The organism is Mycetohabitans sp. B3, from assembly GCF_021498065.1.
GTDB lineage: Bacteria > Pseudomonadota > Gammaproteobacteria > Burkholderiales > Burkholderiaceae > Mycetohabitans.
The window spans coordinates 258,990-272,662 of sequence record NZ_JAHLKN010000011.1 but is presented as its reverse complement, the minus strand read 5'-3'; the positions used below and the strand labels follow the sequence as shown (position 1 = coordinate 272,662).

Genomic DNA, 13,673 nt, shown 5'->3' with positions numbered 1-13,673 from the left:
AAACTTGCCCGGACCGTGGTACAGCACCGGATCGGCCTCGGCCAGCTTGTAGCCCTGGCCTTTTTTCGTCACCACGTGCAGGAACTGAGGGCCACGCAAGCCACGGATATTCTGTAGCGTTGGAATCAGCGAATCGAGGTCGTGTCCATCAATTGGACCGATGTAATTGAAGCCAAATTCCTCGAACAGCGTCGCGGGCACCACCATGCCCTTTGCATGCTCCTCAAGCTTGCGCGCAAGCTCCAGCATCGGCGGCGCGTGGCGCAGCACCCGCTCGACGCCTTTTTTCGCGGTCGCATAGAACTTGCCTGACATCAGCCGCGCGAGGTACCGGTTCAGTGCCCCAACCGGCGGCGAAATCGACATGTCGTTGTCGTTCAGGATCACTAATAACGGGATGTCCTCACACACGCCGGCGTTGTTCAGTGCCTCGAATGCCTCGCCGGCGGTCATCGCACCGTCGCCAATTACCGCGATCGCATACCGGTCTTCGCCCTTGAGTTGACTGGCAACGGCCATGCCCAGCGCCGCCGAGATCGACGTGCTCGAATGCGCAGTGCCGAAGGTGTCGTACTCCGATTCGCAACGGCGCGGGAAGCCCGAGATGCCGCCAAGTTGGCGCAGCGTGCTCATCTGGTCCCGCCGTCCGGTCAAGATCTTGTGCGGATAGGTCTGATGGCCGACGTCCCAAACGATCCGGTCCGCCGGCGTGTCGAACACATAGTGCAGTGCAATGGTCAGTTCGACCGTGCCGAGATTCGATGACAGGTGGCCGCCCGTCTGCGATACGCTGTTGAGCACGAAGGCACGCAGCTCATCGGCCAATGGCTGCAACTGCCGGCGTTCTAGGCGCCGCAGAGCGGCGGGGTCATCGATGGTTTTCAGCAAGTCGTACATCGTCGTTCCATTCCAGACAATTCTGCGGCGCATACGCCGACGCTCCTGGCCAATGTGTGTCGCGCTGTATGTCGCCGGCCACCAGGCGGGCCGCCGCTGCGATCGCGGGCGCCACGCCACGCCCGCCGCCGGCGCGTCAGCTCAATTCACACGCTCCACTACCAGGTCAGCGATTTGCGCAAGCCGTAGCCCACGCTCGCCCAGCGGCGCAAGCGCCGCACGCGCGTCGCGACGCAGCTGCGCCGCGAGTTCCCGCGACGCCTGCAGCCCGATGATCGATACGTAGGTCGGTTTGTCGTTGGCCGCATCCTTACCGGCTGTCTTGCCAAGCGTGGCCGAGTCGGCGGTCACATCCAGGATGTCGTCGACCACCTGGAACGCCAGACCCACCGCCTTCGCATACGCATCGAGCCCGGCCTCGATGTCGGCCGACAGTCCGTCACCGCACAGCGCTCCCATCTTGACCGCCGCGCGCAGCAGCGCGCCGGTCTTCATCCGATGCATCGTCTCCAACTGCGTCCGCGACAACCGCATGCCCACGCTCGCCAGATCGATCGCCTGCCCGCCCGCCATGCCGAGCGAGCCGCTCGCGCAAGCGAGTTCGCGCATCAACGCGGCCTGCCGGTGCGCGTCGAGCGCGTCCGAGGCGAGCGCGATGAACGCTTGTGATTGCAGCGCATCACCGACGAGCAACCCTGTTGCCTCATCGTACTGCACGTGCACCGTCGGCTTGCCGCGACGCATATCATCGTCGTCCATCGACGGCAAATCGTCGTGAACCAGCGAGTACACGTGAATCAACTCGAGCGCGCAGGCCGCCGCGTCAAGCCGCTGAGCAGGCGCGCCCAGCGCCTGGCCCGCTGCGTGGCACAACATCGGGCGCACACGCTTGCCGCCGTCCAGCACCGCATAGCGCATCGCCTGATGCAGCCGCATCGGCTCGACGTCCGCCGGCGGCAGCACCGCCGAGAGCGCCGCTTCGGTTCGCACTAGTACGTTGTGTACCCATTCGTCAAATGCCGTGGCGCTCATGCACACTCTCCGTCGTCAATCGCTGGATCGAGGGGCTTGAGCGTCTCGCCATCGAGTACGCGAACCTGTTGCTCGACTTTCTCGAGCTGCTGTTGGCAATACGCAACAAGGGCTGCACCGCGACGATATGCCGCAAGCGACGCTTCGAGACTCAACGCGCCCCCTTCCATTCGCTCGACCAGGGACTCGAGTTCGCCGAGCGCTGTTTCGTAATTGTCCGGCAACGGGACATCTGCCCCGTCAGGGGCTTGGGAAGCGGTGTTGGGCATCATGCACATGTGTTCTGGCAAGTCACCTATTTTACGGCAAACGCCGGCCGGCCGGCAGCGAATGCGGCCTCAGCGTGCTGCGCGCCGAATACGCCGGGCCGGCAAATATACTCCGATGACGCGGGTTCGCGTCATAAATACGATCCGGATCAAAGATTTAGATACCCCGTTTGCTCGGAGCGGGTATAATCTTGAGTTTCCCTAAATCGATTTTTCGATGGTTGGGTTGTTCACTGCTTTCACGTCTGCACGGGAGTGGGAATGTCCAATCTGAGCAATGCTCTGCAGCTCAAGTCTATTCACGGCCAGCTGCCTGTTTCAGCCTATTTCGACGAGGCGCTCCTCGCACGCGAGCTCGACGTCCTGTTCAAACGCGGTCCACGCTACATCGGCCATGAACTGATGGTGCCAGAAGCGGGGGACTATTTTGCGCTGCCCGCAGAGAATGAGGGCCGTCTACTGGTGCGTAATCCGCACGGTCGTATCGAACTGCTGTCAAACGTATGCCGGCACCGGCAGGCCATCATGCTCAACGGTCGCGGGCATGTCGAGAACATTGTCTGCCCGCTGCACCGCTGGACATACGATCTGGGCGGCGAGCTGCTCGGCGCGCCGCACTTTTCAGACAATCCGTGCCTGAACCTGGGCGCCACGCCACTGCAGTCCTGGCACGGCATGCTGTTCGAGCGCAACGGCCGGGACGTCGCAAGCGATCTCGCGCGCCTGGGCCCGGCGAGCCACTTCGACTTTTCCGGGTACCTGTACGACCACACCGAAGTCCACGAGTGCAACTACAACTGGAAGACGTTTATCGAGGTCTATCTCGAGGACTATCACGTCGTCCCGTTCCACCCTGGACTCGGTAATTTCGTTTCGTGCGATGATCTGCGATGGGAGTTCGGCGACTGGTACAGCGTGCAGACAGTCGGCGTACACAGCGCCCTCGCGAATCCGGGTTCGCCGACATACCGCAAGTGGCACGACCAGTTGCTAAAGTTCCGCAACGGCGCGCCACCGGATTTCGGTGCGATCTGGATGGTGTACTACCCGAACGTCATGATCGAATGGTACCCGCACGTACTCATCGTGTCGTATCTGATCCCGCGCGGCGTGCAGCGCACGACGAACATCGTCGAGTTCTACTATCCGGAGGAAGTGGCGCTGTTCGAGCGCGAGATGGTTGAAGCCGAGCGCGCGGCCTATCTGGAGACCGCCGTCGAGGACGACGAGATCGCCGAGCGAATGGATGCCGGACGTCGCGCGCTGCTCGCACGCGGCGAATCCCAAGTGGGCCCGTACCAAAGCCCGATGGAAGACGGCATGCAGCATTTCCACGAGTTCCTGCGCCGCGAGCTCGGCACGATTTGACACACGCTTGCGACTAGTCGAGCCGGACTAAGATCCGGCTTTTTTGTTTAGACTAGGGTTAGCTCGCCCAAGGTCGATGTCATGACCGCCTCGCCAGGAGATTCGCCATGCCGCAGCATCGCTACACCACGCTGATTTCCACCGAGAATTTGGCCACCCGGCTCGCCACACCCAGCGTAACCACACTCATTTTCGACTGCCGCTTCGATTTGGCCGACACGTCGGCCGGCGCGGCCGCGTATGACGCTGCGCACATCCCGGGGGCACAGTACCTGGATATCGACCGCGACCTGTCCGGACTAAAGACTGGCACCAACGGGCGCCATCCGCTGCCTGAACGTGAGACGCTCGCACGCCGGCTCGCGCAGCGGGGCTTGAGCCGCGGCGTACAGGTAGTCGCCTACGACGCGCAAGGCGGCATGTTCGCCGCACGGCTGTGGTGGCTGCTGCGCTGGCTGGGCCACGAGGAGGTGGCGTTGCTCGATGGCGGGCTGCAGGCGTGGCAAGCCGCCGGGCAGCCGTTGGACAACGCGATACCGGCCATCACCCCCGGCACGTTCACACCATCGCAGCCGCTGTCGATCAGCATCGACGTCCATGGCGTGCAGCAACAGATGAACGCGGCCGCGTGCCGGATGCTCGACGCTCGGGCGCCGGACCGCTATCGCGGCGAGAACGAGACGATCGATCCGGTCGCCGGCCACATTCCGGGCGCTCGCCATCGCTTTTTCAAAGACAACCTCGCCGCAGACGGCCGCTTCAAGCCCGCCCACACGTTGCGCGACGAATTGTGCTCGTTGCTCGACGATACTGCGCCGGAGCACACGATTCTGTACTGCGGCTCCGGCGTCACCGCGTGCCACAATGTGCTTGCGATGGAAATCGCCGGATTGCACGGCGCGGTCCTGTACGCCGGGTCCTGGAGCGAATGGGTCGCGGACCCGGCCAGGCCTGTTGCCACCGGCGCGCAGCCCTGATTGGCCACGGGCTCAGTGCAGCTTGACCCGCGGCCGCGTGGTGCGCCGCAGCCCATGCGCCAGCATGTCGAGTAGCATCCGGCCATAGCCATGTAATGCGGCAATATGCATCCGGTACAGCGATTGATACATGAATCGCGCAAAGAGCCCCTCGACGAATAGGCTCTTGCCGATCAGGCCACCCATCAAATTACCGATTGCGTTGTGGCCCAGCGAGACGAGGGAGCCGAAGTCGCGATACGTATAGGTGGGCAAAGCGCGCCCTTCCAGACGCGCACGCAGCGCTTCGAGCAGGAAACTCGCTTGCTGGTGCGCCGCCTGGGCACGGGGCGGCACCGTCCGCTTGGCCTCGGGCCACGGACATGCCGCGCAATCGCCAAGCGCAAAAATGTCGTCGTCGCTCTCGGTTTGCAACGTCGAACGCACGACCAGCTGGCCGAGTTTGTTGACGGCCAGCCCATCAAGCAACGCGAGCACCGGCGGCGCCTTGATGCCGGCCGCCCACACGGTCAAATCGGCGCGCAACACCTTTGCGCTGCCCGTGACGACCTCGCCGACACGCACTTCCGATACCGCCTCACCGGTCATCACCGAGACGTTGAGCCGTTGCAACAGCGCCGCCGTTGCGGCTGAAACGCGTTCCGGCAATGCCGGCAGGATCCGCGGGCCGGCCTCGATCAACACGATGCCGATGTCGGTGACGGGATCGAGTTTGTGCAAGCCATACGCGGCCAGTACATGCGCCGTGTTACGCAGTTCGGCCGACAGCTCGACGCCGGTGGCGCCCCCGCCGACGATCGCGATCTGGATCCGCGGGCTGACCGCCCCACCCTGCGCAACACTGACCGCCACGTCAGCGCTGGACAGCGGCCGCTGCGCGCGCATGCACGCGGCGATCAGACGGCGTCGGAAGCGTTCTGCCTGCGCGACCGTATCGAGCGCGATCGCGTGCTGCGCGGCGCCGGTTACGCCAAAGAAATGCGTGGTACTGCCAATTGCGATCACCAGCGTGTCGTAGGCGAGCGTGCGCTCAGGCAGCAGCTCGATGTCATCCTCGTCGCGCACCGCGCTCACGCGAATCGTCTTTGCGGTGCGATTCAACCCAAGCAACTCGCCTTGCTGGAATTCGAAACCGTGCCAGCGCGCCTGCGCCGCATACTCAATCTGGTGCGTAAACGGATCCATGCTGCCGGCCGCCACCTCGTGCAACAATGGCTTCCAAATGTGGGTCGGATAGCGGTCCACGAGTACCACGCTGACGCGCTGCGACGTGCGCCGCGACCCGAACCGGTTGCCGAGCCGCGTAGCCAGTTCCAATCCGCCGGCGCCGCCGCCGACCACAATGATCCGATGCATGCCGATACCTCCGTCGTTAACCGTCATTCGCATGGCGCCGACAACGCCGGACCACCGGGCGTCAATGCGCTTCCTCCCAGTTGGCACCCGCACCCAATTCAGCGACCAGCGGCACGTTGAGTTGAGCGACCGAACACATCAGCTCGGGCACCTTGGCGCGGATGACCTCCAATTCATCGTCGGGCACTTCCAGCACCAATTCGTCATGAACCTGCATGATCAATCGCGACTTCACGCGCGCGCGCTCGATCCAATCCTGCACAGCGATCATCGACAGCTTGATCAGATCGGCCGCGGTCCCTTGCATCGGCGCGTTAATCGCGGCGCGCTCGGCGGCCTGACGGCGCGGGCCATTGCCGCCGTTGATCTCCGGCAGCCACAGCCGGCGACCAAACACGGTCTGGACGAAACCGCGCGACTTCGCCTCCATCCGCGTCTCGTCCATATACCGCGCGACCCCCGGATAGCGAGCAAAATAGCGGTCGATATAGAGCTTGGCTGCGTCGCGCGCAATGCCCAGATTCGATGCAAGGCCAAACGCGCTCATGCCATAGATCAAGCCGAAATTGATCACTTTCGCAATGCGCCGCTGCTCGCTCGTGACCTCCTGCCGCGTCACGCCGAAGATTTCCGACGCAGTCGCGCGGTGCACGTCCTCGCCGTGCTCAAAGGCCGCCATCAGCGACGCGTCGCCCGAGATATGCGCCATGATGCGCAACTCGATCTGCGAGTAATCGGCCGAGACGATGCTACTACCCGGCGGCGCGATGAACGCTTCGCGGATGCGCCGCCCTTCCGGCGTGCGAACCGGAATGTTCTGCAGATTCGGATCATTGGACGCAAGCCGCCCGGTCACGGCTACCGCCTGTGCATAGTTGGTATGCACACGGCCAGTGTCCGGGTTGATCATTTTCGGCAGCTTGTCCGTATAGGTCGACTTGAGCTTGGTCAACGCACGGTAGTCGAGCAACACCTTCGGCAGCGGATAGTCCTCGGCGAGCTTCTGCAATACGTCCTCGTCGGTGGACGGCGCGCCTGACGGGGTCTTCTTGACCACCGGCAACTGCAACCGCTGGAAGAAGATCTCGCCGATCTGCTTCGGCGAATTCAAATTGAACTCGCCGCCAGCTAGGGCATACGCTTCGGCCTGCAACTCCAGCATCCGGATGCCAAGCTCGTTGCTCTGCGCAACGAGCCGGTCTTTATCGATCAGCACGCCGTTGCGCTCGATGATCTGCAGCACGCGCGCCGTCGGCAGCTCGATCGATCGGTAAACGTAGTCCAGCTCTTTCTCGACCTGGATCTGCGGATATAGCACCTGGTGCAACCGCAACGTGATGTCGGCATCCTCGGCGGAATATTCGGTGGCCACGTCCACCGAGACCTCGTCGAAGCCGATTTGCGCCGCACCTTTGCCGGCGACGTCCTCGTACTTAATCGTCTTTACGCCGAGATACCGCGTCGCGAGATTGTTCATGTCGTGCGGACGGTGCGATTCGAGCACATACGATTCGAGCAGCGTGTCATGCTCAATGCCGGCCAGCGTGATGCCATGATTCGCCAAGACCTGTGCATCATACTTCAGATGCTGGCCAACCTTCTTATGCGCGGCGCTCTCCAGCCACGGCTTGAGCCGCGCGAGCACCTCGTCGCGCGGCAGTTGCACCGGGTGATCCGGCCCGCGGTGCGCGAGCGGAATATATGCGGCGCGTCCGGGATCGGTCGCAAACGATATGCCGACAATACGCGCGCGCATCGGGTCCAGCGATGTGGTCTCGGTGTCAAACGACGTGAGGGGCGCCGCCTCGATCACCGTCAGCCACCGCTCGAACTGCTCCCATGCATTGACGGTTTCGTACTGTCGCTCGATGTCGGTCGCCGGCGCCGGCTCGACCGCGCCTGGGCCGAGCGCGACCCCGCCGTCGGCCGTGGCCGTGAACGTGTCGGGCCCGGCCTCGCTATCGAGCTCGCGCAACCACGTCTTGAAGCCGTGCCGCAAATAAATGTCGCGCAATTCGTCCTTAGCTTCTGCCCGTGCCTGCAGCGACTCGGCTATGGACTGCACTTGCGGGGACAAGTCGCATTCGGTATGCACGGTAACGAGCCGGCGCGCGGTGGGTAGGAACGCGAGCACACGACGCAGGTTGTCGCCAACCGCGCCCTTGATATCGTTCGCGTGCTCGATAATACCGTCCAGCGTCTGATACTGTGCGAGCCATTTGAGCGCGGTCTTCGGTCCGCACTTATCCACGCCCGGCACGTTGTCGACGGTATCGCCGATCAACGTCAGATAGTCGACGATACGCTCGGGGGGCACGCCGAACTTCGCGATCACGCCGTCGCGGTCGAGCCGCTCGTTGGTCATCGTGTTGATCAACGTGACGCGCTCGTTCACCAGTTGCGCGAGGTCCTTATCGCCCGTAGACACCACCACGTTCATGCCAGCCTGCGCAGCGCGCACCGCCAGCGTGCCGATCACGTCGTCGGCCTCCACGCGCTCGATCATCAGCAGCGGCCAGCCGAGCGCGCGCACCGCGACGTGGATTGGCTCGATCTGACGGGACAAGTCCTCAGGCATCGGCGGGCGGTGCGCCTTATAGTCCGGATACCAGTCGTCGCGAAACGTCTTGCCCTTCGCATCGAACACGCACGCGCTATACTCTGCGGGAATGTCGCGACGCAATCGCCTCATCATGTTGATGAGACCGTACAGCGCACCCGTCGGACCACCATCCGGCCCGCGCAAGTCCGGCATCGCATGGTAGGCCCGGTATAAATAGCTCGAACCATCGACCAATAGCAGGGTCTTGCCTTCGAGGTTCTGATTTTCAAGCATTATGACCAAGAGAAAAGTGATTCCGAGTCTGCGTTCACTCGCAGATCAAGAGCGCGCGACAGCCAAGAAGGCCCGCGCATCGTGGCAGATGTTCACGATTATGGCAGAGTTTATCGAGGCGACCGAGTACCTGTCGGAAATCCGCCCGGCCATCAGCATTTACGGTTCTGCCCGGCTTAAGCCGAACTCGCCATACTACAAGCTCGCCATGCAGATTGCCCGCAAGCTGTCCGATGCCGGCTTTGCAGTGATCTCCGGCGGCGGCCCCGGCATCATGGAAGCCGCCAACAAAGGCGCGCACGCGGGCAAGGCGCCTTCGGTCGGCCTGAACATCGAGTTGCCGCATGAGCAAAGCGGCAACCAGTATCAGGACATCTCGCTGCGCTTCAGACATTTCTTCACCCGCAAGGTCACGTTCGTAAAAAATTCTGACGCGGTGATCGTGATGCCCGGCGGATTTGGCACGCTCGACGAGCTCGCGGAAGTGCTGACGCTGATCCAGACGAAAAAATCGCGCCATGTGCCGATTATCCTGGTTGGCTCCACGTTCTGGAAAGGTCTGTTGGACTGGTTCCGCGACGCGCTTGAACCGATGGGGCTGATCGGCCCACACGACATCGATTTGATGCAGGTGATCGACGAGCCGGACAAGGTGCTCGAGGCCGTGCTCGCATTCTACGAGGAGCGGGCGCTGGCCGAAGGTGCACAGCCTCCGGCCAAGAGCGATGAAGACCGAATGTTCTACCTGTAGGCGCTACTGGAACGCGACTTCGGCAAAGCTGCGCAGCTTGAAGCTGCACTTCTTTTTGGTATCAGTGGGTTACAACGTCTGTTGTGATTCCGTCTTTGGCGTCACAAATCGCATGGCTGGTCGTGAGGCAGCTTCACAGATCGCTTCGTCGACGAAATCGTTTTTTGTTTGATTTTACAAAGGGGCGGACAAACTGGGACGAAATAAGCTTGACCTAATGGCCGAAACCAGTCAATTCCCGAGCCATGTAATGGGCCCCTGCGCAGGCTTCCATTGCTACGATACAGGCGTGAAAGTTACTGAAGAATTTGATCAGTTGCTGACGCGACACCTTCTTGCGAAGCAAGCCAGGCCAGATTTATTCTACCCGTGGAGGTGAAATGAACGCTTGCCGAGATCAATTCCAATGATCGCCACGTCTTGCATGACATAGGCCTCCAGTTGATGAATCTGTTTAGCGTAACCCCACTGGGCATAACTCTCTGGCAGGTGGGGAAAGCTGCCTGCGGAACTGCGCAAATCGGTCGCATAGGATCAAGGCATGGAACTCGCATAGCACAAGCAATTCGCAGTTGCGATCGACGCGCAGGTCTACTTCTGTGATCCACAAAGCCCGTGGCAGCGAGGCACGAATGAGAATACCAACGGGTTGCCTCGACAGTACTTTTCCAAAGGCACCAGCCTGGCCGGCTACTCGCGAGGCGATCTGAACAATATCGCTTTGCAATTGAATCAGCGACTCAGAAAGACATTGGGTTCATGAGGCCAGCAAATAAATTAAACGCCAGCATCGTTGCTGCATTCCCCGGTTGAACCCGCCAGTGCGAAGCTGGCAATGTCAAAATCCCTAACTTTAAGCGACCTTACAAAATCTATTGCAATAATAATCCATGATTTTGCATTATTGTTTCACCCATAAGCCATTTAATTAAAAATTGTAGTTTGACTGGGAATAAGCTATATTTTTTGCGGGACCACTCGTTTTATGGGACCGTTCAAATTGTGAATTAGTAAACTTCTTTGCAGAGGTGAGGTTAACCATGCGCAAAACAATCAAACTTATTTTGGTGCTTTTGTTCTCGCTTGTGGCATCGTCAGCTTGGTCCGATGTCGGGGACGTTGATACTGAAGGATACTCTATGGTTATCCCAAATCAAACTAGCACAATACGGGTCCAAGATGTTCAAGTGACAAACGTCGTGGAAGAAGGCGCTGGATGCCCTGAAAATGGTCGCCAAGCAAGAAATGCCAACGGAACACCACTTTTTTGTCAATCCGGTGTGTGGCGGCTGGCCGTTTCACTTCCGCAACATCAAATTCCACAATATCAAATTGTCTCCGACTATGCGTGTGGAGTCGACAATTTGATCATCTCGTGTCCAGCCGGCTGGCAAGTTATAAGTGGCGGCGGAAACGTATGGGCACCCCAATGCGGTGCACAACCAACCGGTGGAACAAGTGACGGTAGAGGTTTTTGGATGTCTGTCGGACTTGACGTTTCGCAACCGACTAGCGACATGACGGGATGGTGGATCGGTGGCATGCATGACAAGTCGCTAGGTGATAATCTACAAGGGTTTGCAATTTGCATGAAGCAGTAATTAATAGGCCTGCCAAATCTGGCTTGTGGTAACCTTATTTACCGAATGTCCGCCAGATATCGACAGCGGGTCTCTCTCGTGTACTTTGGCGACAGCTTCATGTATTGGTACGCCAAACGTTGAGCCATTATTGCTTTTGTCGTCTGGTGTGTGAATGCCAGTAGGCGTCCAACTTTCCAAGTGCAGTTCATGCATTTCTCAGTTGGACGCTTTGCTTCTATTCGGACGAAGGGATGCCACGTGAGCCACCGCACATCCATGCTGGGGCAATGGCAATGATGCGAAATTATGGTTGTATCCTGATGTGCGAATTGCTTACAGCGACGGCTTTAACCGTTAGTAGCAGTTGGCGAAGCCGCCAATTCCCCGCCTCATCAGGCTTTGCTACTGAAATGCCACCTCAGCAAAGCTGCGCAGCTTGCGGCTGTGCAGCCGGTCCAGTCCGTTGGTGCGCAGCAGCTCCATCGTCTTCACGCCAATCTGCAGGTGCTGGTCTACCTGCGCACGGTAGAACCGATCCGCCATGCCCGGCAACTTCAGTTCACCGTGTAGCGGCTTATCAGATACACACAGCAACGTGCCGTACGGCACGCGGAAGCGAAAACCGTTCGCCGCGATCGTCGCGCTCTCCATGTCGAGCGCGATCGCCCGGCTCTGCGACAGCCGCAGCACCGGTTCGCGATGATCGCGCAGTTCCCAGTTGCGATTGTCGGTGGTGGCGACCGTGCCGGTGCGCATTACGTGCTTAAGCTCGGCACCATCGAGCCGCGTGACCTGCGCGACGGCCCGCTCCAGCGCCACCTGCACTTCGGCCAACGCGGGCACCGGCACCCACAGCGGCAAGTCGTCGTCGAGCACGTGGTCCTCGCGCACATAGCCGTGCGCGAGCACGTAGTCCCCGAGCCGCTGCGTATTGCGCAAACCGGCGCAGTGCCCGAGCATGATCCACGCGTGCGGGCGCAGCACCGCAACGTGATCGGTGATCGTCTTCGCATTGGACGGCCCCACGCCGATATTGATCATCGTGATGCCGCTGCCGTCGGCGCGCTTCAAGTGGTACGCGGGCATCTGCGGCATGCGTGCCACCGGTAGCCCCTGTTCCGGCTGCTCGCCCAGGTTCGCGTTGTACGTGATCACATCGCCGGGCTCAACGAACGCGACGTATTCGCTGCGATACGCGCGCTCGCGCGCATCGTCGGCGCGTGCCATCAGCGAACGGCCAAGCTTGACGAACTGGTCGATGTAGAACTGGTAGTTCGTGTATAGCACGTAGTTCTGGAAGTGCGTCGGCGACGTCGCCGTATAGTGCCGCAGCCGGTGCAGCGAAAAGTCCACTCGCGCCGCGGTGAACAGGGCCAGCGGATGCGGCTCACCAGGCGGCGTCTCGTACGTGCCGTTGACAATGCGGTCGTCCAGCAGCGACAAATCCGGCATGTCGAAGAGGTCGCGCATCTGCCGTAAGCGGTCCACGTCCAGCTCGCCCTCCAAGTGGATGCCTTCCGCAAACGCAAAGTGAATCGGAATGGGCTGCCGCGACACCCCGATCTCGATCGACGCCTTATGGTTCTTCACGAGCAGTCCCAGTTGTTCGCGATAGTAGTCGGCGAACAAGTCCGGCCGGGTCACCGTGGTTTCATAGACGCCGGGGCCCGCGACGAAGCCATACGAGTGGCGTGAATCGATATGCATATTGATGTCCGTGCGAATCCGCACGAACGGATAGCAGGCGCGGATATGCGCCTCGATACGTTCACCGCGCCGATACCGTTCGAATGCATCGCGCAGCGATGCACTGCTGGCATCATAAATGGTGGACAGCCGCTCGACGGCCGCGGCGGGATCGTCGAAGGCTTCGGTGCAAAACGTGGCAGACGCGTTAATCACATTCATTATTCGATTTCCTCGGAGCAGGCGCGACGGCCTGGGTGCGGGAGCGCACAGGGCCGTGCCGATCGGCGCCAATCCACATTATCACGGAACACGGCTGCGATGCGGGGCGCGAAAAAAACGCGGCAACGGCGTCACGCTGGCGCCTATGACGCACGCTGGTTTGATAAAATCGCTTTACCGTCTCGGAGAATTGTCATGAAGCCGTTCCACACTGCGCTTGGCGCAATCCCTCGCGGCGCGACCCGGTTCGCGACCATGCTGGTGGCGGCCACCCTGGCGCTGGCCGCCACGATGGTCGTTGCGGCCAGCGCGCCACAACCGGACGCCGCGGCAACGCCGGACACCGCCGCGTCGCAGGATGTGAACGAGGCCGTCGGCTTGCCGAATCTGAAGGCAATCAACCGGCCGGCCGGCGTCGCGCATTCGACAGTAGAATTCAACGCGCCCCGCACACCGAGCTTTTACGAAAAGAGTCCGAACGGCACATCGATCACCGAATATCGCGATCGTGGCAAACCGGTCGACATCCAGGTCCATTCGAACTTCGGCACGCGCTACCAGATGAGCGCCTCGCCGGACGTTTCACCGCAAGTGCACGAGAGCGGCAAGCCGTCCACGCGGCTGCCGTCCTTGCAACTCAAGTACTGACCGCCTCGGCGGCCGGCATGCGATGCCGGCCGCACGCGCCCCCCTGCC

The 13,673-nt window shown here is 60.9% G+C and carries 11 protein-coding genes and 2 pseudogenes; 6 read left to right on the top strand and 7 right to left on the bottom strand.

Annotated elements, in window-relative coordinates; translation table 11 throughout:
- From KQH55_RS03315 to KQH55_RS03305, 3 genes are all read right to left on the bottom strand, one after another.
- A partial coding sequence (locus KQH55_RS03315) for a 1-deoxy-D-xylulose-5-phosphate synthase N-terminal domain-containing protein (RefSeq protein ID WP_235090191.1) occupies nucleotides 1-897 on the bottom strand: 897 nt, incomplete at its 3' end.
- Between the two features lie 141 nt (nucleotides 898-1,038).
- Nucleotides 1,039-1,929: a polyprenyl synthetase family protein gene (locus KQH55_RS03310; protein WP_235090190.1), complete on the bottom strand. Its 891-nt coding sequence runs from the start codon at nucleotides 1,927-1,929 to the stop codon at nucleotides 1,039-1,041.
- Nucleotides 1,926-2,198, bottom strand: a complete 273-nt coding sequence (locus KQH55_RS03305; protein WP_076787264.1) for an exodeoxyribonuclease VII small subunit — start codon at nucleotides 2,196-2,198, stop codon at nucleotides 1,926-1,928. Before KQH55_RS03305 ends, KQH55_RS03310 begins: the two co-directional genes overlap by 4 nt.
- A 261-nt stretch (nucleotides 2,199-2,459) precedes the next feature.
- On the opposite strand from KQH55_RS03305, the gene KQH55_RS03300 reads away from it, so the two are divergent.
- Complete coding sequence (locus tag KQH55_RS03300; RefSeq protein ID WP_076785157.1) at nucleotides 2,460-3,566, top strand: aromatic ring-hydroxylating dioxygenase subunit alpha; 1,107 nt, start codon at nucleotides 2,460-2,462, stop codon at nucleotides 3,564-3,566.
- Between the two features lie 107 nt (nucleotides 3,567-3,673).
- A complete protein-coding gene (locus KQH55_RS03295; protein ID WP_076785158.1) occupies nucleotides 3,674-4,543 on the top strand; it encodes a sulfurtransferase in 870 nt (289 codons plus the stop codon).
- A gap of 12 nt (nucleotides 4,544-4,555) precedes the next feature.
- On the opposite strand, the gene KQH55_RS03290 is transcribed toward KQH55_RS03295, so the two are convergent.
- Together KQH55_RS03290 and polA are read right to left on the bottom strand one after the other, a co-directional pair.
- Nucleotides 4,556-5,899, bottom strand: a complete 1,344-nt coding sequence (locus KQH55_RS03290) for an NAD(P)/FAD-dependent oxidoreductase (protein WP_235090189.1) — start codon at nucleotides 5,897-5,899, stop codon at nucleotides 4,556-4,558.
- Between the two features lie 61 nt (nucleotides 5,900-5,960).
- Nucleotides 5,961-8,735, bottom strand: coding sequence for a DNA polymerase I (gene polA / locus KQH55_RS03285; protein WP_235090188.1), 2,775 nt, complete (start codon nucleotides 8,733-8,735; stop codon nucleotides 5,961-5,963).
- Between the two features lies 1 nt (nucleotide 8,736).
- Between polA and KQH55_RS03280 the strand changes: the two genes are divergently transcribed.
- On the top strand, nucleotides 8,737-9,486 hold the full coding sequence (locus KQH55_RS03280) for a TIGR00730 family Rossman fold protein (RefSeq protein ID WP_235090187.1): 750 nt from the start codon (nucleotides 8,737-8,739) through the stop codon (nucleotides 9,484-9,486).
- Nucleotides 9,487-9,558: 72 nt separating this feature from the next.
- On the opposite strand, the pseudogene KQH55_RS03275 reads toward KQH55_RS03280, so the two are convergent.
- A pseudogene (locus KQH55_RS03275) lies at nucleotides 9,559-9,912 on the bottom strand (IS110 family transposase); the annotation flags it as partial.
- Between the two features lie 70 nt (nucleotides 9,913-9,982).
- Here KQH55_RS03275 and KQH55_RS03270 point away from each other — a divergent pair.
- Together KQH55_RS03270 and KQH55_RS03265 are read left to right on the top strand one after the other, a co-directional pair.
- Nucleotides 9,983-10,249 (top strand): annotated as a pseudogene (locus KQH55_RS03270) (IS30 family transposase); the annotation flags it as partial.
- 277 nt (nucleotides 10,250-10,526) lie between these two features.
- The gene (locus KQH55_RS03265) at nucleotides 10,527-11,087 is read left to right on the top strand and encodes a hypothetical protein (protein ID WP_235090186.1); all 561 of its coding nucleotides are present in this window, start codon (nucleotides 10,527-10,529) and stop codon (nucleotides 11,085-11,087) included.
- A gap of 384 nt (nucleotides 11,088-11,471) precedes the next feature.
- Here KQH55_RS03265 and KQH55_RS03260 read toward each other — a convergent pair whose 3' ends face one another.
- Nucleotides 11,472-12,977, bottom strand: a complete 1,506-nt coding sequence (locus tag KQH55_RS03260; protein ID WP_076785161.1) for an AMP nucleosidase — start codon at nucleotides 12,975-12,977, stop codon at nucleotides 11,472-11,474.
- 255 nt (nucleotides 12,978-13,232) lie between these two features.
- Between KQH55_RS03260 and KQH55_RS03255 the strand changes: the two genes are divergently transcribed.
- Entirely contained in the window at nucleotides 13,233-13,625 is a 393-nt protein-coding gene (locus tag KQH55_RS03255) for a hypothetical protein (protein WP_373566355.1), read from the top strand.
- Nucleotides 13,626-13,673: the final 48 nt, after the last annotated feature.

Excerpts from the sequence above, each read along its gene's own strand:
- KQH55_RS03310 (WP_235090190.1), bottom strand. The coding sequence starts at position 1,929 with ATGAGCGCCACGGCATTTGACGAATGGGTACACAACGTACTAGTGCGA.
- KQH55_RS03305 (WP_076787264.1), bottom strand. The coding sequence starts at position 2,198 with ATGCCCAACACCGCTTCCCAAGCCCCTGACGGGGCAGATGTCCCGTTG.
- KQH55_RS03300 (WP_076785157.1), top strand. The coding sequence starts at position 2,460 with ATGTCCAATCTGAGCAATGCTCTGCAGCTCAAGTCTATTCACGGCCAG.
- KQH55_RS03295 (WP_076785158.1), top strand. The coding sequence starts at position 3,674 with ATGCCGCAGCATCGCTACACCACGCTGATTTCCACCGAGAATTTGGCC.
- KQH55_RS03290 (WP_235090189.1), bottom strand. The coding sequence starts at position 5,899 with ATGCATCGGATCATTGTGGTCGGCGGCGGCGCCGGCGGATTGGAACTG.
- polA (WP_235090188.1), bottom strand. The coding sequence starts at position 8,735 with ATGCTTGAAAATCAGAACCTCGAAGGCAAGACCCTGCTATTGGTCGAT.
- KQH55_RS03280 (WP_235090187.1), top strand. The coding sequence starts at position 8,737 with ATGACCAAGAGAAAAGTGATTCCGAGTCTGCGTTCACTCGCAGATCAA.
- KQH55_RS03265 (WP_235090186.1), top strand. The coding sequence starts at position 10,527 with ATGCGCAAAACAATCAAACTTATTTTGGTGCTTTTGTTCTCGCTTGTG.
- KQH55_RS03260 (WP_076785161.1), bottom strand. The coding sequence starts at position 12,977 with ATGAATGTGATTAACGCGTCTGCCACGTTTTGCACCGAAGCCTTCGAC.
- KQH55_RS03255 (WP_373566355.1), top strand. The coding sequence starts at position 13,233 with ATGCTGGTGGCGGCCACCCTGGCGCTGGCCGCCACGATGGTCGTTGCG.